The following is a 20,700-nucleotide window of genomic DNA, read 5'->3' as shown; positions in this document are numbered from 1 at the left end:
TTTAAAATGGGACTTGAATTGGGAGGAAATAGAGGTTCAGCAATTAGTCGCTATGTTGGACTGCCGGTTAGTTCCTCCACTATGTTAAGAGTGATTCAAGGAGTAGATGTAGAACCTAAAGCTTTGACATCTGGGGTAATTGGCGTAGATGATTGGGCATTCAAAAAAGGAAGTACTTACGGAACTGTTATTGTGGATTTAGAACGCAAAGAAGTGATAGATTTACTTCCGGATCGTGAATCGGATACGCTGGCAGAGTGGCTGAAGAATCATCCAGAAATAAAAGTAGTATCCAGAGATCGCTATGGTCCATATGCTTTGGGTATAAAAACAGGAGCCCCTGATGCCATTCAGGTAGCCGACCGCTTTCACCTAATTATGAACTTAGGGGAAGCAGCTAAAAAAGTCTTCCAATCACAAGCAAAACAATTGAAGGAAATATTTAAGCTTTATAATGATCCCAAAAGGAATGATCCTACATTAACGGAAGTTACCGGACCTGTTGAAGCAAATTTAGAAGTTGTAGCACCAACAATTTCTACAGCAAACATTGGTGCACATAAACAATATCTATTCGACAAGGTTAAAGAGCTATATGCCAATGGTATTACACTGAGACAAATTGCCAAAATTACAAAGCTGGATCGAAAAACAGTCGCAAGGTATATATCCATGGAAAAACTTGAGAAAAGACAATCCAGAAACTCCACCAACCTGGAATCATTCATTAATTATCTTTTGAGCGAAGAGAACCACGGAAAAACATATCGAGAACTGCATAACACTATTGTTCAGATGGGATTCAATGGTAAGTATACCCAGTTTTGTCACAAGATGAATGAAGTTTATAATATGCCGGGGCTTAGTAGAATGAAATATGAGGCACAGGTAGTGGTAACAAAAACTTGGTCGCCAACCAAATTATCCTTAATGCTCTATAGGGATTCAAAACACCTTAAGGAAGATGATAAAGAATTTTTAGAATTATTATTTGAAAAGCTTCCTCAAATAAAACAAATGGAGCAGTTGATAAAGGACTTTAAACAATTGTTTCTTATCAAGAAAGACGGAATGTTACAAAAATGGATTCAGGAGGCATCAACATCAGAGTGCGGGCTTAAAAATTTTGCTAAAAACCTTTTAAGGGACTATGAAGCAGTAAATAATGCTGTAGTAACAACAGTAAGTAACGGCCAGGTTGAAGGACAAGTTAATCGAATAAAAAATATAAAAAGAAAAATGTACGGTAGGGCAGGATTTCAGCTATTGAGGAAAATGATACTTGCAAAATCAGCATAATTCACCAAAATTGCCGAAGAACCACCAAAGTACGCCAGTCATTCCGCTCCAAAGTACACCACTGGATATTTAGATAAAATGATTGCTAAGTTAGGGATCAGATATATTCCTAATTATGACAAATAAACCTCTAAGTATGCAAAAAATTAGACAGATATTATTGTTTGTCGAGCGTGGTACTTCTCAACGATCAATATAAAGAGAGACAGGTATAAATAGACGGACGATAGCTAGGTATATTAAAACCTTTACTGCTAGCGGACTAAGTATCCAGGAGCTTCTATTGTTTAATAACCATGATCTTCGTGTTTATCTCAATATTGACAAAAAGGAGACTGTAGTAAAAGATGCAAGGCAATTACATTTAGAATCCCATTATGAATATTTTATTACTGAACTTCGGCGTGTAGGTGTAACTCGTCAATTGTTGTGGCAAGAATACATTTTTGAATACCGGATGCTTTTGGTTATTCAAGATTCTGTGAACTTTTACAAGATCATTTGCGTAAAGGTAATTCTACTATGCATTTTGATCATGAGCCAAGGCAAACTTTTAGAAATTGATTTTGCAGGAGATAAACTTCACTATGTTGACACAAGCACTGGAAAACTTAATGAATGTCCTGTTTTTGTAGCCGTTCTTCCGTATAGTGGATATTGACTAGTCCTGAATTTAGATACAAGTTTTCAGTGATTAAAAATATGTATCGTTATTTCAGGACGGGGGCTTGTACATAAATAAAATTGCCTCATTAATTTTTATGAGGCAATTTTATTAGAAAGTTTTATATAATCTAAATACTTATTGGTTTCAGATTTTTTATACCATAATGACAACGTGATTATAGAGATTATAAAAATGGCTTCAAAATTTAGAAGCCACTTTCGTCTTTTTTGTTGATATTACCAACCAGGATTTTGTTGATCTCTTAATGTTGGATTCGCGTCAGTTTCTGTTTGCGGTATTGGCCACAAAAACGATTTATCTGTATATGGTTTAGCAGGGTGACTAGGTGAAACAATTGTTACCCCATCGTAAACTGCACTTGTCAATTGACTAGCTAACACTTTTGCAGGCACACCGTTATAACCATAACTTGTTTGTGCTAAACGATGAATATCACCCCATCTTCTACCTTCGCCCAAAAATTCAATTCTACGTTCATTATAGATTGCTAATTTAAGATCTGCAGGTGGAGTTGTTCCATATGAATTAGAAGCTCCAACAGATCTATCTCTGACTGCATTTAAAAGTCTCAAAGCTTGAGCATTGTTGTTGCTATACGAATAAGCTTCTGCCGCATTCAATAAAACCTCAGCATATCTAATAATTGGAACCCAATCATTATTATCTCCAATTTTTCTATACTTCCACACATAAACAAATGGACGGGAACCTACAGATTGTTTAAAAGTCAAATTTTGCTTTCTTAAATCTGAGGTCAACCAAAATGGAGCATTATAAATATTAGGACTAACGCCAATTAAATCCCTTCCGTTAAACTGTGATGGGCTAAACATACTTGTGATTGCACCATTTACACCTCCACTAGATACAATACTTTGTGCTATAGAAAATATAGACTCTTTGTTATTATCATAGCTCAAAAATGGAGTCGATGGATCTGCTTCTAATGAAAAACTTCCAATTGTAGATGAAAAATTCCCTGAAGTTTCAGCTGCACCTAACTTAGTAGCTTCTGCAATTACTCCTGAATAATCTTTCATATGTAGCTTAACACGCGTCTTTAATGCAATTGCCGCTCCCTTAGTTGCACGAGATATTTTTGTAGAATTTGAAGTCCTTGTTGCTGGAAGTAAGCTTTCTGCTAAATCTAGATCTTCAATTAACTTTTGATATGATTCTTGGACATTACCACGACCCATAGAATTCGCTTCCGCTGCTGATGCTGATCCTGTAATAGCAATAGTACGATAAGGCACTCCTAAATTTGTCCCTGGATTATCCGAATATGGACGACTAAAATGTAATAAAAGCTCATGATGAGATAAAGCACGTAAAAACAAAGCTTCACCCTTATAAGGATTACCATCCTCAGCATTTAAAATACCTGCTTCTACTGCATTATCCACACCTTCAATAATTACATTACATTGGTTAATTAAAGCGTATAACTGCTCCCACATGTTAACATTATTAGCTGTGTTAGGCCCAATATTACTTTCATAAGTAACTTGGAAGAATGCCTGCAAATTTACTAGATCTTCACCCCTCATATCAGCTTGCTCTACTGAAGCACCTCCAAATGGATATCCCCTTGACTGTAAAGCTGTACCATTAAGTGGATCATAATAACCAACTGCTGCTTGCCAGTACATACCATTCACTGCCAAATCAATATTTGAAGGAGTTGTAAATGCTGTGGACTCAGACAAAGATCCTAACGGATTTAATTCTGTAAAATCTTTACAGCTATATACAGTTGAAATAGCTAGAGCTATTAAAGCTGAACTTATTTTTTTATATTTTGAAATTTTCATAACATTCTTCGTGATTAAAAACCAACATTAATACCAAAAGTAAAAGTGCGAGGAACAGGATTCGCCATGTTATCTAAAGCAGATTGACTATTTGATGTAAAGCTATTCGCAACTTCTGGATCTATACCAGAATATTTAGTAAATACAGCGGCATTTTCTACATGAGCGAATAATTTTAAATTATTAATATATGCTGCATTTAACCAAGGAGTATTTTTAAAAGTATATCCAAAACCTATAGTCTTAACTCTTAAGAAGTTTCCATTCTCTAAGAATCTACTATTTGCACTATTCTCAAGGTTCATTGCTGCTCCATAACCATATACTACTTTTGGAACATTTGTAACCTGACCAGGTGTTGTCCATCTGTCTAATAGTTCCTTACCAGCATTTTGGAATTCCATGTTATTTAGAGCGTCTTGACGAGTCTGGTTATAAACTTTATTACCACCAGAGTAGGTCATATTTACAACTAAATCAAGGCCTTTATATGAAAAAGTATTATTAAAACCACCATACCAAGTTGGCATTGAATTACCTAAAACTTTTTTATCAGCAGAGCCTAACGACGAGGCTTTACTTATATCTGAAGGGTTATTAGAATCATACACAGAATATCCAGTCCCTACGTTCTGAACTAATGAACCATCTGCTTTTTCATAGATTGCATTTCCATTTTGTGCATTTACACCACGGTATACATAGCCATAAAATGATCCAATGGATTCTCCTTCTCTATTTACATGATAGTTGTAAGTAATATCATTTCCATCAACTAACTTTAATATTTCATTTTTAACGAACGTAGCATTAAAATTTGTATTCCATATAAAGTTCTCCTTGGAAATAATGTTTCCTCCGATACTGAATTCAAAACCTTGATTATACATTTCACCAACATTTTGACTTATTTGATTTCCTGGCACGCCCAAAGATGGAGAAATTGGCACGGCCAAAATCATATTATTAATATTGTTTCTAAAGTAGTCTGCAACGAAAGTGAATCGATCATTAAAGAAACCTAGATCCACACCAATATTAATTTTTTGACTTGTTTCAAATCTTAGGTCAGGATTACCTGCTTGCGAATAATATAGTCCAGCAGCGTCTCCATATATTCTAGCAGAAAAAATACCTGCATATGGATAGCTACCAATTTCTGTATTACCAACTTCAGCGTATCCCCCTCTTAATTTGAATTGACTTACAACATTACTTGTAAAGAAGTCTTCTTTGGATACATCCCATCCAATAGAGGCTCCTGGTAAAGTTGCACTTTGTTTCCCGTGAGGTAAAGAAGATATTTTATCACTCCTTAAAGTTGCCGAAACAAAGTATCGATCCAAAAGAACATAGTTAGCACGAGCAAAAACTGAAGAAAAAGCACGTTCACTAGCTCCACCACCAAGCAATTGATTTGTCAATGAACCACCTATAATATTTTCGTTTTCAGCAAAATATGTTGAAGATAAACCATATCCATGTGCAAAAAAGTTCCTAGACCTAGTTTTTTGATGTTCAATACCTGCTATAACATCTAATCTACTATCACCAAAATTAACTTTATAATTTAAAGTATTTTGCCAGTTGTAACGGAATGATGGAATATAATATTGGTAAATTCTACCACCTACTGAACGCGCATCACCATGATCGGGATGCCAATACATAAAGTCTTCTCCTGCAATATATTGTGTTGCGATTTGAGACCTCAAATTTAATCCATCAATAATTTCTACATTTGCAAATGCATTTCCATTAAAATGCAATCCAGTAGTTTTATAAACATTATTATCTAATACAAATTGAATGTTAGTATAATTACCATCAATACCTCTTGTATTAGCACCAGAACCCAAAGCTGATCCATCTGCTGAAATATTGTAAGATCCATCCGCCCATTTAACAGGGACATTTGGTAATGCTACTAAAGCATTTGCCATATTACCAGACAATGAATTTACACCTTCATTAAAACCACGATCTTCAACATATGAAACTTGAGTATTAAGACCAATTGTAAGCTTATCGTTCAAAGCTTTTTGTTCTACTTTACCTCTTATGCCATATTTCTTTTGGCTATTACCAACTGAAACACCATTTAAATCTGTAAAGTTCCCTGAGAAGAAATATGAGGTTTTCTCTGTACCACCACTTAAAGACAAGGCGTGGTTTTGTTGAGAAGCAGTTCTTAACACAACATCTTGCCAATCTACATCATAAGAGACTTTATTCTGTGGATCTATCGTTTCAAATGCTGAAGGGCCAGAATTTCTTGCCGCCAATTTTTCATTTGTAATCTCAATAAATTCAGCTGCATTTAATAAATCATATTTTTTTGATGCTTTTGCTATAGCAAACCAATTATCATAATTTATTGTAGCTTTCCCCTTTTGACCTGATTTCGTAGTAATCAAAATAACTCCACCAGCCGCTCTTGACCCATAGATTGCGGTAGCCGCACCATCTTTCAATACTTCTACACTTTGAATATCATTAGGATTGATACTCGATAATGGGTTATTATAAAACACACCACTTTGATCACCAGAAATAAAAGGAACGCCATCTACCACATAAAGAGGGTCAGATGAATTTGAAATAGAGCTAACACCTCTAATTCTGATTTTTGCTGGTTGTCCTAATATACCTGACGTAGTGGAAGCCTGTACACCTGCTGCTAAACCTTGTAAACTCTTATCTAAAGAAGGAGCAGAAACATTTGCAAATTCTTCACCCTTAATAGAAGCTATTGATCCAGTCACTTCACTTTTTCTTTGCGTTCCATATCCGGTAACTACCACCTCATCCAATACTTGATCTCCCGCTTGCAACACAATAGATAAATTTGTCGAGTTACCGATAGAAACCCTTTGTGTTGTGTATCCAATATAAGATACATTTAACGTGGATCCAGAAGTAGCCTGAATTTTGAATCGACCTGATCCATCTGTTTGAGTTGCTGTGTTTGAGCCGACAATTGATATAGAAGCTCCACTAATTGGAGTTCCATCCGCAGCAGTCACCAAACCACTCACCTCTCGAGTTTGCGCAAATGACATTGTAGAGATACAAGTCACAGCAAACATTGTGCTGAGTAACTTTTGTTTCATAAGTTTTTGTTTTTGTTTAGTAATTGTTAGTGTTGCATACGCAACTTTGTTTCACAATTTATTGGTATTATGCAAACATATAAAAAATAAATTTACACATTTTAACAGTTTAAGAAAATAATTTTAAATCAATACGAGTGCTTAAAATTATTTTCTTAAACGAATTGAATTATTTATAAAAGAAAATACAAGATAGTGACCCTTTATATTAATTTGAACGTATGCTTACTTATTTAATAATTCAATATTACATAAAATAAAAATTCCACAAAATTAATCACTCTGAACACTTTTTACTCAAAAAAGGTAAGTTAGGTAACTATAACTAAACGAACACCTATAGTATTAAAATAATTAAATGTTATAGCAGTCTACATTATATAAATAAAAAAGCAGCAACCTATCGGTTGCTGCTTTCTAGAACTTAATTATAAATAATTTCCTATTAATTATAACCCTCGTTATTTGGTAATAATAATGGATTTGTATTTATTGCTGATTGAGGAATTGGGTACAATTCATCATTTTTAGAACGACCTTTAGCCTCTAAGAATTCAGTTGCCATCGATTTAGAAGGATTCGCTTTGGAAGGAGTTCTTCTCATATCTGTCCAACGTAAATTTTCAAAAGCAAACTCTACTCTTCTTTCTGCAATAATATCATATAAATCTGCTGAAGATTTCGCTTTCAAACCTCTGTTAGTTCTTACTTTATTTAAATAAGTCAATGCATTTGCAGGATTTGTAGTTAGATCACATTCAGCAACTATAAGATACATCTCAGATAGACGTAAGATATAATAAGGATGTGCGCCATTACCAGAAGCATCTTGGTATTTATGTGTATACCAACCAGAGTTAGTTACTGTTGTTGGAATCCATGTTACAGATCCAGCCTTACGTTCATCACCTTCTTCATATGCTGCGATTAGTGACTCATCGACAGGCAACTCTGCTCTACCGCTACCTGGCATCGTTGAATGTTGCAAGAAATAATCTAATGCATTAGCTCCTTCAGTCGCTGTATTGGCAACCTTAAAGATATGCTCTTTACTCTCATATGGAGCTTTAAACATATCTTCATAAGAACTCGCAACGTCAAATTTGCCTGAATTGATAACTTCTAATGCATATTTCTTAGCATTAACTTTATCACCTTGGATTAGATATACACGCGCCAATAAAGCTTTTGCTGCTTCAACTGACACATTATTACTATTTACATATGGAGCAGGATTTGCAATAGCTAGGTTCAAATCACTTATAATTTGTGCATAAACTTCTTCTACAGAATTACGAGGAACTTGCACAATATCTCTATTGTTAACAATTGGCACAGCACCAAATAACGTAACTAAACGGTAATATCCATATGCTCTAAAGAAATAAGCAGAACCTAAAAATTTATTCTTTTCTGCATCACTCATGGATGTCGAATTATTTACAATTTCGATAAGATCTGAAGAGCGTTGAATAAACACATAAGGAAAGTTGAAATAACGCGATACGAGTACATTGTTTGTTAAGATACTGTTATTATCAACCTCTCCGTGCTGGAAGAATGTTGCTCTATATTTTAAGTTGTCAGCTGACAAATCCTCTGTAACATAACTTAAGTAAGCATATCCTGATCCAACGTTTCCATTTTGAACCGCATCGTACACACCATTCAGCAATTTCTCCGCCTCAGCAGAAGTAACTAACTCTGGTGAAACTGAATCTTGTGGATACAATTCTAACTTGTTATCACAAGAAACAATCGTACCTGCTAACAATAAGAAAGCAATTGATTTAAATATATTTTTTTTCATTTGTTATACAATTATAGTCCTAGATTGATACCGAACATTACTGTCTTAAATTGTGGAATAGATGATTGATCTACACCTAAGTTTGATACAATTAATTCAGATGTAACCTCTGGATCAAAACCCGTATATTTAGTAAATGTCAATAAGTTATAAGCACTAGCATAAATTCTCACATTATTAAACTTAGCTTTTGAAGTTATATGCTTTGGCAATGTATAACCTAGTGTCAAAGTTTTCAAACGTAAATAAGAACCGTCCTCTAAGAATCTAGATGAATGTTGAGAGTTAGTTGTACCTTGTGCACCACCAACTGCTCTAGGGTATTTAGCGTCAGTATTCTCTGGCGTCCATCTTCCGTCATAATATTCTTTGAACATATTTGTAGCTGGAGCAGAAGAACTAACAACAGCACCTAAACTTCCGTAACCACCTGTACCTTGAGCACCCATGTTATATACATCATTCCCGTAACTGTATTGGAAGAAAACATTTAAATCAAAGTTTTTGTATGATAAGTTATTCGTGAAACCACCATGGAACTTAGGAAGTGGATTACCTAAAAATTGTCTGTCATCTGAATTGATTGTACCTGAATTATTAATATCCTCATACATCATATCACCTGTTTCAGGATCTACTCCTAACGATTTAATCAAGAAGAATGATCCTAATGGCTGACCCACTGCGTGACGAGTTACAAATGCTCCATCAATAGGTTGATCGTCATATAATTTTGTCACCTCATTTTTATAAGTAGCTAAATTCAGTGTTGAAGTCCAATTAAATTCACCATTGGAAATATTTCTTGAAGTGATTTGGAAATCAAATCCTGACCCCTCCAAACTACCTACATTTTCCAAAATAGACGTAAAGCCTGTTGTAGAAGGAATTGGTCTACTTAATAATAAATCTTTCGTTGTTTTCTTATAATAATCCGCAGCAATCTCCAAACGGTTATTAAACAAACCTAGATCTAAACCGATATCAATTTGATCAGTCGACTCCCATTTTAAGTTTGGAGAGCCAATAGCTGACAACGCAAATCCTGGAAGATCCAAATAATTGAAACCACCACCGATTACTCTACGGTATGCGTAATTACCAATACCCTCTTGATTACCTGTAGATCCGTAAGAAGCTCTTAACTTCAACAAACTAATATATCTTGCATCTTGTAAAAAGTTTTCTTCAGATACTACCCAACCAGCAGAAATTGATGGGAAATATCCAAATCTACCTGCTTTTGGAAACTTAGAAGATCCATCTCTACGGATTGAAGCTGAAAACAAATATTTTCCTTCCCATCCCAAGTTCACACGAGTTAAGGCAGAAGCTATCGCAAAATCAGTATAATTTGCTGTACCACCCGTTATTGAAGCTGCCGAAGTAATGTATGGTGTTAAATCCGATGGAAAGTTTGTTCCATCAACACGATTATTCTCACGCTCATTTTTTTGATATTCGTAAACTGCAATAGCGTTTAAGTCTAATTTCTTATCGAAGAATGATTTATTGTAAGACAATGTTTGTGTTGTCAATAAGTTTCTTGTTTGAACATAACCAGAAGCTGCTGAACCATTACTTCCCGCACCAGAAAGTGAGGAGATTGGATTATACAATCTTTGATCTAAATAAGTAAAATCAACACCTAAAGCTGTTTTGAATTTCAAACCATCGATGATATCAAACTCCAAGTAAGAAGAATTGAATGCATTCGATATGTTAACGTAGTTTTGCGACTGGAACATATGCAATGGGTTGTTGTAACTGTTAATTGCAAACGTACCATCAGCATTATACACTGGTTGATCTGGTCTCGCTACTAATGCTCTTGGGAATGGAGAATAAATACTATTATCTACTGGAGTTTCATCTCTTGATGTTCTAGACAAAGCTGTATTTGAACCTAATGTAATGAAATCATTAATTTTGTGCGTGATATTACCTCTTAATGCATAACGATCAAATCCACCTCTAATTAATGCACCATCTTGGTTGAAATAATTGAATGAAGTATAGAATTGAGTTTTCTCGTTACCACCCGAAGTGATTGATACTTGCGCAGAATTTACACGAGAATTGTCAGATAATATTTGATCTAACCAATTAACATCATGCTCAGGATTGTTAACTTGATCATCTGTAAATACTGGACTTAGATTAGCATTCACAGCAGCTTCGTTGTATAATGAACGATACTCTGTAGAATTAAGCAGCTCTTTACGCTGTGTTAAAGATTGAAACCCTGTATATAAAGAGGCATTAATTTGTGATTTTCCAAATTTAGAGCCACCCTTAGTTGTAATCAACACAACACCATTAGAACCACGGGAGCCGTAAATAGAAGCCGAAGCAGCATCTTTTAAGATTTCAACAGAAACGATGTCCTCTGGATTTAAGTTTGCTAATGGTGATACCCCAGCACCTACCGAATTAGGAGTCGCGCCATTGTTAGAAGGCATAATTACACCATCAACCACATACAAAGGATCATTACCAGCATTGATTGAAGAACGACCACGAATTTGAACCGCTAAAGGTGCGCCTGGACGACCACCTCCAGAAGAAATACTTACACCAGCAGCCTTGCCTTGAAGAACTTGTTGAACATTTGCAACGGGAACTTCTTTCAATTCCTTCTCACCAACTGTACTTATCGAAGTAGTTAAGTTTCTTTTCAAAACTGTTCCATAACCTACTACAACAACTTCTTCCAGCTCTGTATCATCTGCTTGTAATACAATTGAAATTACCGACGAATTACCTACACTTACGCGTTGTGTAATATAACCAATTGAGGAAGCATTTATCGTAGCTCCCGGAGCTGCGGATAAAGTAAAACTACCAGAAGCATCAGTCTGAGTAGCTGATGAAGTACCAACCACAGAAATAGATACACCACTTATTGGAGATCCATCTGCTGCAGTTACTTTACCACTCACTTGACGTTCTTGTGCATACGATGAACTTGCAATGCAAGCTACCGCAAACATAGTACTGAGTAACTTTTGTTTCATGTGTTTATTAATTGTTTTAAATAATTACATATTAAATTGTATACGCAACTTTTAGAAAGGAATAGACAAGGTAGGCTATTATCTATCAATGAATTGCATATAAATGCTTTTCATTAATTCAGAATAAATAATTAGTTAGTGTTAACCCTACCTGTTTTAACATTTTTTAACAGAGGGAGAGCAAATCTATAATATAGAAGTTGTTATTACAAGTTTTTTAACAAAAAAAGATATTATTTATAATTCAGAAACTAAATAACCTTACTAAATACAAATTATGCAATTAGAAATCTAATTACTACTCATTCAAAAATCAAACGTATTAACAGAATTTTATTTTGAATCAAATCGATTTAACAAAACATTTGAAATAATTTAGTATTTCAACACTCAGATTTTTAATGACAAGGATATAACAAAACAATCTTTCTATCTTTGTAACATGAGATTTGATATCATTACAGTATTACCTTCTTTATTAGAAAGTCCTTTTGCTCACTCCATCCTTCAACGAGCACAAAAAAAAGGGATAGCTGAGATACATGTACATAATCTACGTGAGTATGCTTTCAACAAACATAAATCAGTAGATGATTACCCTTATGGAGGTGGTTCAGGCATGGTTATGCAGATTGAGCCTTTTGCATTATGTATAGAAAAGCTTCAAAGCGAACGCAAATATGACGAAATCATCTATATGACTCCAGATGGAGTAACTTTAAATCAAAGTATAGCGAATGATTTGTCAATCAAAAAAAACATCATTATCCTATGTGGTCATTATAAGGGTATTGACCAACGTATTCGTGATGTATTTGTTACAAAAGAAATCTCAATTGGTGATTATGTTCTTTCCGGTGGAGAACTGCCTGCCGCTATAGTAGTCGATGCAGTAATACGTTTGATACCAGGTGTATTATCAGATGAGACATCTGCACTTTCAGATTCTTTCCAAGATGGACTCCTTGATGCACCTATATATACTCGCCCAGCAGAGTGGAGAGGACATCGAGTGCCAGACGTATTACTAAGTGGAAATGAGGCTAAAATTAATGAATGGCGAGACGAGCAACAGCTCGTAAGAACAAAAGAAAGAAGGCCTGACTTATTAAATGATTAAACATATTAAAGATTTTTTATTTTTTTCTTAAAAAACATTTGATTATATAAAATTAATTATAATATTTGTAACCAAAATGCATACGACGAATACATATCAATATGGATGGTGGCCTGAAGCTTTGAGCATCGGGCAACAATACTTAATTGGTATATTATAATATTAACATTTTTATTAAATCAACCAAAACCATTTAAGCCCGATGTATAATACATCGGGCTTTTTTATTATTATTGACTACAATTTAAAAATATGAGATATTCATTTAAAACTAATTATAAAAAAATCCTCGCAGATACGACCACACCTGTGAGTATCTATTTGCGATTGAGAGATACTTTTCCCAATAGCCTTTTATTAGAAAGTTCGGAATACCATAGTCGTGACAATAATATCAGCTACATCTGTTGCCAACAAATTGGAGGCATAATATTGAATGAAGAAGAATTAACTATTTCATATCCAAACCAACCAAAAAGCGTTAAAAAGGCAAGTGAAATAAACCTAAGGGAAGAAGTATCGAGTTTTAGACAATCATTTGCCGATATTGAATTAACCGAAGTCAACGTAATTTCCAACGGTCTTTTTGGTTATTTTACTTTTGATGCTGTAGAACATTTTGAAGATATAAAATTGACCGCACAAACTAATGATGCGCGCCACATCCCTTTCATGCAATATCATGTGTACAAATATGTCATTGCAATTGATCACTTCAGAAATCAACTTTATATTTTCGAAAACTTGTTGGAAGATGAAGAATCAGATTTAAACCGAATGGAGTACTTGATTCAAAATAAAAACTTCCCAGAATACTCTTTTGAAATCAAAGGTGAGGAATCTTCTAATATGACAGACGCTGAGTTTATTGCCTTGGTTGAAAAAATGAAAATACATATCAGACGTGGTGACGTCTTTCAAATTGTGCCTTCTAGAGGATTTTCAACACGTTTCGCTGGTGATGAATTCAATGTGTATCGTGCGCTTCGCTCCATAAATCCTTCGCCATATTTATTTTACTTTGATTATGGAGATTTTAAATTATTTGGTTCATCTCCAGAGGCTCAAATAACTATTAAAAAGGGTAATGCTACTATCTACCCAATTGCAGGAACATTCAAAAGGACAGGAAATCTTGAAGAAGATGAAAAAATAGCAGAATCACTAAAAAATGACCCAAAAGAATCCGCAGAACATGTGATGTTGGTAGATCTTGCGCGTAATGATCTAAGTAGACATTGCCATAGCGTAGAAGTAAAATCATATAAGGAAGCACAGTATTATTCGCATATTATACATTTGGTATCTAAAGTTTCTGGCAAGTTGAACGATAATACAAATCCCTTTGATGTTGTGGGTGATACATACCCAGCAGGAACACTTTCAGGCGCTCCCAAACATATGGCACTTACATTAATTGACCGCTATGAAGGCCTACAACGCTCGTTCTATTCAGGCGCATTGGGTTATATGGGATTTAATGGTGATTTTAATCACGCTATTATGATTCGCTCCTTTCTAAGTAAAAGAAATGTTTTGCATTATCAAGCTGGCGCAGGTATAGTTTTAGATTCAGAGCCTGAGAAAGAATTACAAGAAGTAAACAACAAAATTGCTGCATTACGCAGAGCTTTAGATTTAGCGCAAAATATATGATTCGTCCATTAGATTACTGTACAGATATACAACACTTCAATGATTCGATCGCTACTATCAATCAGCGTATTCACGAATTAGAAGAATTAAAAAACCAATACATCAAAAAATCGCAAACATTCGAAGAGATTGATTCAATTTTAAAAAGTGAGGTAGATTCAGACAAAATGAAAGCAAAGATATTGGTCATCGATAATTATGACTCCTTTACATACAATTTAGTTCATTTGCTACAAGAATTAAATCAAGATTATGTAGTAGTACGTAATGACAAATTCGAATTAGATTATGTAGAACAATTTGACAAAATATTATTATCTCCAGGGCCTGGAATTCCTGAAGAAGCTGGACTTTTAATGGAAGTAATCCGCAAGTATGCTTCATCCAAAAGCATCTTGGGAATTTGCTTAGGCCAACAAGCCATTGCCGAAGTTTTTGGTGGAAAACTCTTCAACTTACCAAAACCTTTACACGGTGTTGCAACCTCAATAAATGTGACAGATAATTCGGAGAAATTGTTTCTAAACTTTCCGAAAGATTCTAAAATTGGTCGCTACCACTCTTGGGCTGTAGATGGAAATTCCTTACCCGATTCATTATACATCACCGCAGTTGACGAAAATGGAATTATCATGGCTTTGACGCATAAAGAATATGATGTTCGTGGCATGCAGTTTCATCCTGAATCTGTTTTGACAGACAATGGCAAATTACTTATCGCTAACTGGTTAAAATAAGAGCAATGACTATCCTAGATAAAATCGTAGAAAGAAAGAAACAGGAAGTTGCAGCTGCGAAATCTAACGTTTCGTTAGAGCAATTAATGCAATATCCCCTATTTGAGAGAACATGTCATTCACTTAAAGATTCAGTTTTGCATCCTGCAAAAACTGGAATTATCGCAGAATATAAACGTGCCTCACCATCCAAAGGATTGATTAATGGTCATTCTACTGTAGAAGAAGTTGTATTGGGTTACGAAAAAGCTAGTGCTTCAGCAATATCTGTACTGACAGATAATGATTTTTTCCAAGGCACTTTAGCAGACCTGTCAGAAGCTAGAAAAGTACTATCTATTCCTTTGTTAAGAAAAGAGTTTATTGTCGATAAATATCAAATCGCTGAGGCAAAAGCATATGGTGCGGATATTATATTATTAATTGCAGCATGCTTAACACCCGAAGAAGTGGAAGACTTCTCAGCTTATGCGAAGTCTTTAGGTTTGAATGTTCTATTAGAAGTACACAATGAGGAGGAACTTGTTCAAAATATTTTTCCAAACATTGATGCCATCGGTGTGAACAACCGCAATCTGAAAGATTTTTCAGTTTCCCTCGAACACTCTTATGATTTAGTAAACAAAATTCCAAATAATTACTTAAAAGTATCTGAAAGTGGTATTTCAGATCCTGAGACCATTAAAGATTTAAAATCACGTGGCTTTAACAGCTTTCTGATTGGGGAGAATTTCATGAAAACAACTGATCCAGCACAAGCTATTAAAGAATTTGTAGCACTTATTTAGTTTACTTTCGCGTCAGAAAATATTCACAAAATAAGGGAATTTTCTATTAACATATTTATTTACTTACTTTTGCATCATGTCAGTAAAAATTGGTGAAAATATTGACCTTGGAGCATTCCCATTATTGTTAGCTCCGATGGAAGATGTGAGCGATCCTCCTTTCCGTTATGTATGTAAGCAAAATGGAGTGGATTTAATGTACACGGAATTCATATCTTCAGAGGGATTGATTCGTGATGCTGCTAAATCTGTTCAGAAACTTGATATTTTCGAATACGAAAGACCTATTGGTATTCAAATATTTGGGGGTGACATCGAAAGTATGCGCAAATCTGCTGAGATCTGTACAAAAGCAAACCCCAATTTGATAGATATTAATTACGGTTGTCCAGTGAAAAAAGTGGTATGCAAAGGTGCTGGATCCTCTTTATTACAAGACATCGACAAGATGGTCGCTATGACCAAAGCTGTGGTTGAAGCTACACATCTACCAGTGACAGTGAAAACCCGTTTAGGTTGGGATGATAACACTAAGAACGTATACGAAGTGGCAGAACGTCTGCAGGATGTAGGCATCAAAGCACTTGCAATCCACGGACGTACTAGAGCACAACTTTATAAAGGCGAAGCTGATTGGACAATGATACGTGATGTAAAGAAAAATCCGCGTATTAAAATTCCAATATTTGGAAATGGCGATGTGGATTCTGTGGAGAAAGCTGCTGCATGGCGTAAAGAGTTTGAAGTAGATGGCATAATGATTGGCCGTGCTGCTATTGGCTATCCTTGGATTTTTAGAGAAATAAAGCATTTCTTCGAAACCGGAGAACGCCTAGAAGGACCAACAATTGCAGAACGCGTAGAAGTTTGTAAGACACATCTAACGAAATCCATTGAATGGAAGGGTGATAAATTAGGCATATTTGAAATGCGAAGACATTATTCAAATTATTTCAAAGGAATACCTAACTTCAAAGAACAGCGCATGAAATTAGTAAGCCTGTCTTCTGAAAAGGAAATCCTTGAAGTTTTAGAAGATATAAAATATAATTTCTCTGAAATAGCCGTTTAAATAACGGCTTATTTCTATAATTTAATACCTACGCCAATCATTCCTTTACCAGTAATCGGAGTTAATCCCCCTCTTTCTCCAAACACTCTTCTTGCAACTCCTCCACTTATTTCGAACACCATTCTCTTTTTAGCAAGCCATTTAAATCCGACTCCAAAACCAATACCTCCAGTAGTACGTGTAACTTGAGTAACACCATTACCATCATTATAAAACCCTTCTCTATCTACAGTGATTGGCACAAATCCTTCTAGAAAGAATCCAGAAGCATATTTATTTCCAAAATAGGATCTTACAAATGGTGATACCTGCGTAAACTCGTCATTTTCTCCTGCACCTAATAATAAATTTGCTCCTACACCAGTACCAGAAGATATTAGCCTCTCATACGAAAAATTTATATAAGCTCCACCTATTAACCAAAATGGATCTATCAAAATATCATTTTTTCGAAAATTTGGTAGCTCTTCAGCGGATTGTTGGGCTAAAGCTATAGTAAATGATGATATTATCATCACGAAAAGTAAAATTTTTCTCATAAACAGTTAAATAATTTAAGTCTAATATATAACTATTTTTTAAGCTTAACTGCTACAGATTTTATAAAATTTCTTTCTAAATAAACTACAGAACCGACAACTACAAGTAACAACGCATTGCTCAACCACACATTATTATCAAAAACATAATACATACCAGCTGTCGAAATAATAGCTAGTGCTAGATAGAAAATTGCTTTCCACTTATTATAAGGAATTGGATAATTTTTTTGACCAAGACTGTAAGACATCGTCACCATTACAAAATATGTTAATGACGTGGATAGTGCTGCTCCCACATAGGAATATGTAGGTATAAGAGTAATATTTAGCATTACAGTAATAATTGCCCCTACAACAGATATATATAATCCGTATCTTGTCTGATCAGATAGTCGATACCAAACCGAAAGATTCATGTAAATACCTAAAAGCACATTATTAAATAATAATATTGGTACTATGTTTAATCCCGACCAATACACCTCTCGTTCAAATTCACCACCACGTATAAAATCTTTGAGCCAGGAAATATTTGCCGTAAGACCTACCATTACTAATACCATAGCAATGATAAAATAATCCATTATCTTTGCGTAAACTTGTTTAGCATTTTCATTTTTTGCGTAAGAAAAGAAAAATGGTTCGGCACCCAGACGAAAAGCTGTTACAAAAAGGTTGAGGAAAATTGCAATTTTTGCAACTGCACCATATATCCCCAAATCCTGCTCTCCTTGTGCGGTTGGGATAAGTTTAGGGAACATCATTTTGTCCAAATGTTCATTAATAATGAAGGATATATTCGCTATTAATATCGGAAAGCTATAACTGATCATGCTTTTCATCAATGCACCATCAATACGGAATGAAAATTGAGCAATTTGTGGTAATAACAAAACTAATGTCACCACACTCGCTATCAGGTTCGATATAAAAACATTTCCCAACCAACCTTCACGAAACCATCCTGTAGCAAACTCTTGCCAAAAGGAATGCCTCTCCATCAAACTAGGCAACCAATACAATAAAAAAAGATTGCAAAACACCAGAGCAGTAATGTTAATAATCTTAATAACACCATAGCGAATTGGTCTACCCTCCGCTCTCAAACGTGCGAATGGAACAACCGCTAATGCATCAGCTCCTAATATTACAGCAAATAATTTTACAAAGACGATGTATTCTTGAGGTTGTAGATCTACAGATTTCACGAATCCAGCAATTGGTTCAGCAAAGATGAACATCGTCGCTACGAAAATTATAGTAGCAAATAATGTAACTATAAAACTATTGTTAAAGACTTTTTCCTTATCACTCTTATCTACCCGCTGCAAATACCTAAAATAGGTTGTCTCCATACCAAATGCCAATACGGCATTGATCATGGCAGCGTAAGAATACAAGTTGGTGAAAATCCCGTAGATCGAGGACTCAAATTTCCGTAGAAAAAATGGAGTCAAAAGAAAATTTAGGACACGGGCTATTATAGTAGTCAGTCCGTATATAACGGTATCACTCAGTAGTTTCTTAATGCTAGACACAGGCTAAATACGTTTAAGAATTTCAAAATTCTTGAACCCCTTAATATCTACCATCTCCTCCACCTTAACGGAATCCACCTGAGCGCGCTCTGGTCCTTCATTACAAAACTCAAGCAAAGAGTCCAATGCAAAACTATCCCCCTCTGCCTCTATATACACTGAACCATCAGATTGATTGACGACAAAACCTTTAGCACCCACTTGGTCTGCTACAGCTTTTGTCGTCATTCTAAAATAGACTCCTTGAACTTTACCTCTTACTTTGATATTAATGTGTTTCATCAAAGCAAAAGTAAGCAATTATATAATTCTTTCTAATGTAACCTCGTCAGTGATTTTTAAATTGATAACATTCTTTAATAAGACAAGACCAGGCGTTTTACCAACTTCTAATGAACCTAATTCTTTCTCCATTCCTAATGCCTTAGCGCCATTGATAGTCGCCCATTTTATGGTTTCTAAGAAATTTAATTCACGATTAGCATTATGCAAGGTCTTAAGTTCATCCAAAATACTTAATGTATTATTAGAAGCCAAACTATCTGTTCCTAATGCGATGTCAAATTTATGGTTATTGAATAAATGTACTTTAGGTAAAGCATCTTCAATATATAAATTTGCCTTCGGGCAAAGACATAAAGTCACATTTCTTCCCATACGAGTAATAAAATCTAAATCCTTTATCGAAGTGAAGGTATTGTGCACCAATATCGTTGGGTTGGAAGCTGGAAGATAATTTAAATACGATTGAATAGAATTGCGAGCTTGCGCTTTAAATTCATCGATATCAAAACCTATTTTCCCATAGAATTCTAAAAACTCTCCTGTTTTATAGCGATACAATTTATTTTCTTCCTCACTCTCTTGATTATGAATTGAAATAATATTGTCTTCACTAACAGCCTTTTTGAAAGCTTTAAAAAGGGATTTTGAACATGAATATGGTGCATGAGGAGTTATTGAGGAATGCGCGGAATCAAAATAAAACTCGATATCACGTGCCTCATCAATTTTTGCATTAGTTTCATCTTCTTTTAAAGAAATAATTTCTACAAATGTGTGGTACTTAATCTTGCTATGATTTTTAATCTCTGCTGATATAGCTGTGTTAGCATGATCTCCAACTGCTTGAATCCCATTCTCAAACATCAATTGATCTGCTTTTCGCATGGCATCACTTATCTTATCCGTATCATTTCCACGTGATTCCATGACTTTGCCAATAAAATCAACCAGACCTATCCGTTCAGGTATAACATCAACCAAATGAGATAATTCCAAATGACAGTGTGTATTTACAAAGCCAGGAATTAATATTCCAGAAAATATTTTAACATCAGCTTTAATAGATGCATCTAAATCCTTATAGACACCTATTACCTTCCCATCCTCTATAGCTACTATACCATTTTTTATAGGATCTGATGTTACAGGAATAACATAATCAGCCGAAAAGTATTGTATCATTTAACTTATTGTGTGTGTGTTGTGTGATTTTAAAAAAAA

15 protein-coding genes are annotated in these 20,700 nt (G+C 34.8%); 7 read left to right on the top strand and 8 right to left on the bottom strand.

The annotated features are described in order from the left end of the window. Both GOQ17_RS09645 and GOQ17_RS09640 read left to right on the top strand, forming a co-directional pair. The coding region (locus tag GOQ17_RS09645; RefSeq protein WP_159637142.1) for an ISL3 family transposase at nt 1–1,299 on the top strand (1,299 nt) is incomplete at its 5' end. A gap of 283 nt (nt 1,300–1,582) precedes the next feature. Next, nucleotides 1,583–1,960, top strand: coding sequence for a hypothetical protein (locus tag GOQ17_RS09640; protein WP_159637140.1), 378 nt, complete (start codon nt 1,583–1,585; stop codon nt 1,958–1,960). A gap of 242 nt (nt 1,961–2,202) precedes the next feature. On the opposite strand, the gene GOQ17_RS09635 is transcribed toward GOQ17_RS09640, so the two are convergent. From GOQ17_RS09635 to GOQ17_RS09620, 4 genes are all read right to left on the bottom strand, one after another. Further along, the gene (locus GOQ17_RS09635; protein WP_159637139.1) at nt 2,203–3,801 is read right to left on the bottom strand and encodes a RagB/SusD family nutrient uptake outer membrane protein; all 1,599 of its coding nucleotides are present in this window, start codon (nt 3,799–3,801) and stop codon (nt 2,203–2,205) included. 14 nt (nt 3,802–3,815) lie between these two features. After that, nucleotides 3,816–6,914, bottom strand: a complete 3,099-nt coding sequence (locus tag GOQ17_RS09630) for a SusC/RagA family TonB-linked outer membrane protein (RefSeq protein WP_159637138.1) — start codon at nt 6,912–6,914, stop codon at nt 3,816–3,818. A 445-nt stretch (nt 6,915–7,359) separates the two neighbouring features. Then, nucleotides 7,360–8,724: a RagB/SusD family nutrient uptake outer membrane protein gene (locus GOQ17_RS09625; RefSeq protein WP_159637137.1), complete on the bottom strand. Its 1,365-nt coding sequence runs from the start codon at nt 8,722–8,724 to the stop codon at nt 7,360–7,362. Nucleotides 8,725–8,735: 11 nt separating this feature from the next. Further along, a complete protein-coding gene (locus GOQ17_RS09620; protein ID WP_159637136.1) occupies nt 8,736–11,741 on the bottom strand; it encodes a SusC/RagA family TonB-linked outer membrane protein in 3,006 nt (1,001 codons plus the stop codon). A gap of 442 nt (nt 11,742–12,183) precedes the next feature. Here GOQ17_RS09620 and trmD point away from each other — a divergent pair, with 442 nt between their 5' ends. From trmD to dusB, 5 genes are all read left to right on the top strand, one after another. Then, nucleotides 12,184–12,861 (top strand): tRNA (guanosine(37)-N1)-methyltransferase TrmD, encoded by a 678-nt coding sequence (trmD, locus tag GOQ17_RS09615; protein WP_159637135.1) that lies wholly within the window; start codon nt 12,184–12,186, stop codon nt 12,859–12,861. A 252-nt stretch (nt 12,862–13,113) separates the two neighbouring features. After that, a complete protein-coding gene (locus GOQ17_RS09610) occupies nt 13,114–14,517 on the top strand; it encodes an anthranilate synthase component I family protein (RefSeq protein WP_159637134.1) in 1,404 nt (467 codons plus the stop codon). Nucleotides 14,518–14,684: 167 nt separating this feature from the next. Continuing rightward, the gene (locus GOQ17_RS09605; RefSeq protein WP_159637145.1) at nt 14,685–15,254 is read left to right on the top strand and encodes an anthranilate synthase component II; all 570 of its coding nucleotides are present in this window, start codon (nt 14,685–14,687) and stop codon (nt 15,252–15,254) included. A gap of 5 nt (nt 15,255–15,259) precedes the next feature. After that, nucleotides 15,260–16,042 (top strand): indole-3-glycerol phosphate synthase TrpC, encoded by a 783-nt coding sequence (trpC, locus tag GOQ17_RS09600; protein ID WP_159637133.1) that lies wholly within the window; start codon nt 15,260–15,262, stop codon nt 16,040–16,042. 76 nt (nt 16,043–16,118) lie between these two features. Beyond that, nucleotides 16,119–17,114: a tRNA dihydrouridine synthase DusB gene (dusB, locus tag GOQ17_RS09595; protein ID WP_159637131.1), complete on the top strand. Its 996-nt coding sequence runs from the start codon at nt 16,119–16,121 to the stop codon at nt 17,112–17,114. Nucleotides 17,115–17,128: 14 nt separating this feature from the next. Here dusB and GOQ17_RS09590 read toward each other — a convergent pair whose 3' ends face one another. Genes GOQ17_RS09590 through GOQ17_RS09575 form a run of 4 tightly spaced genes read right to left on the bottom strand, consistent with a single transcriptional unit; the run spans nt 17,129 to nt 20,661 of the window. Then, nucleotides 17,129–17,653 (bottom strand): hypothetical protein, encoded by a 525-nt coding sequence (locus GOQ17_RS09590; protein WP_159637130.1) that lies wholly within the window; start codon nt 17,651–17,653, stop codon nt 17,129–17,131. 32 nt (nt 17,654–17,685) lie between these two features. Next, nucleotides 17,686–19,194: a lipopolysaccharide biosynthesis protein gene (locus tag GOQ17_RS09585; protein ID WP_159637129.1), complete on the bottom strand. Its 1,509-nt coding sequence runs from the start codon at nt 19,192–19,194 to the stop codon at nt 17,686–17,688. Between the two features lie 3 nt (nt 19,195–19,197). Beyond that, a complete protein-coding gene (locus GOQ17_RS09580) occupies nt 19,198–19,476 on the bottom strand; it encodes an acylphosphatase (protein ID WP_159637128.1) in 279 nt (92 codons plus the stop codon). A gap of 18 nt (nt 19,477–19,494) precedes the next feature. After that, nucleotides 19,495–20,661: an amidohydrolase family protein gene (locus GOQ17_RS09575; protein ID WP_159637126.1), complete on the bottom strand. Its 1,167-nt coding sequence runs from the start codon at nt 20,659–20,661 to the stop codon at nt 19,495–19,497. Between the last annotated feature and the right edge of the window lie 39 nt (nt 20,662–20,700).

The organism is Sphingobacterium composti (genome assembly GCF_009829075.1).
Taxonomy (GTDB): domain Bacteria; phylum Bacteroidota; class Bacteroidia; order Sphingobacteriales; family Sphingobacteriaceae; genus Sphingobacterium; species Sphingobacterium composti.
The sequence above is the reverse complement of the archived record's forward strand: the minus strand, read 5'-3'. Positions and strand labels throughout refer to the sequence as shown.

Bases quoted from the DNA above. Each gene is read 5' to 3' on its own strand.
- GOQ17_RS09630 (WP_159637138.1), bottom strand. From the start codon at position 6,914: ATGAAACAAAAGTTACTCAGCACAATGTTTGCTGTGACTTGTATCTCT.
- GOQ17_RS09605 (WP_159637145.1), top strand. From the start codon at position 14,685: ATGAAAGCAAAGATATTGGTCATCGATAATTATGACTCCTTTACATAC.
- GOQ17_RS09575 (WP_159637126.1), bottom strand. From the start codon at position 20,661: ATGATACAATACTTTTCGGCTGATTATGTTATTCCTGTAACATCAGAT.
- dusB (WP_159637131.1), top strand. From the start codon at position 16,119: ATGTCAGTAAAAATTGGTGAAAATATTGACCTTGGAGCATTCCCATTA.
- trmD (WP_159637135.1), top strand. From the start codon at position 12,184: ATGAGATTTGATATCATTACAGTATTACCTTCTTTATTAGAAAGTCCT.
- GOQ17_RS09620 (WP_159637136.1), bottom strand. From the start codon at position 11,741: ATGAAACAAAAGTTACTCAGTACTATGTTTGCGGTAGCTTGCATTGCA.
- GOQ17_RS09610 (WP_159637134.1), top strand. From the start codon at position 13,114: ATGAGATATTCATTTAAAACTAATTATAAAAAAATCCTCGCAGATACG.
- GOQ17_RS09580 (WP_159637128.1), bottom strand. From the start codon at position 19,476: ATGAAACACATTAATATCAAAGTAAGAGGTAAAGTTCAAGGAGTCTAT.
- GOQ17_RS09590 (WP_159637130.1), bottom strand. From the start codon at position 17,653: ATGAGAAAAATTTTACTTTTCGTGATGATAATATCATCATTTACTATA.
- GOQ17_RS09625 (WP_159637137.1), bottom strand. From the start codon at position 8,724: ATGAAAAAAAATATATTTAAATCAATTGCTTTCTTATTGTTAGCAGGT.
- trpC (WP_159637133.1), top strand. From the start codon at position 15,260: ATGACTATCCTAGATAAAATCGTAGAAAGAAAGAAACAGGAAGTTGCA.
- GOQ17_RS09635 (WP_159637139.1), bottom strand. From the start codon at position 3,801: ATGAAAATTTCAAAATATAAAAAAATAAGTTCAGCTTTAATAGCTCTA.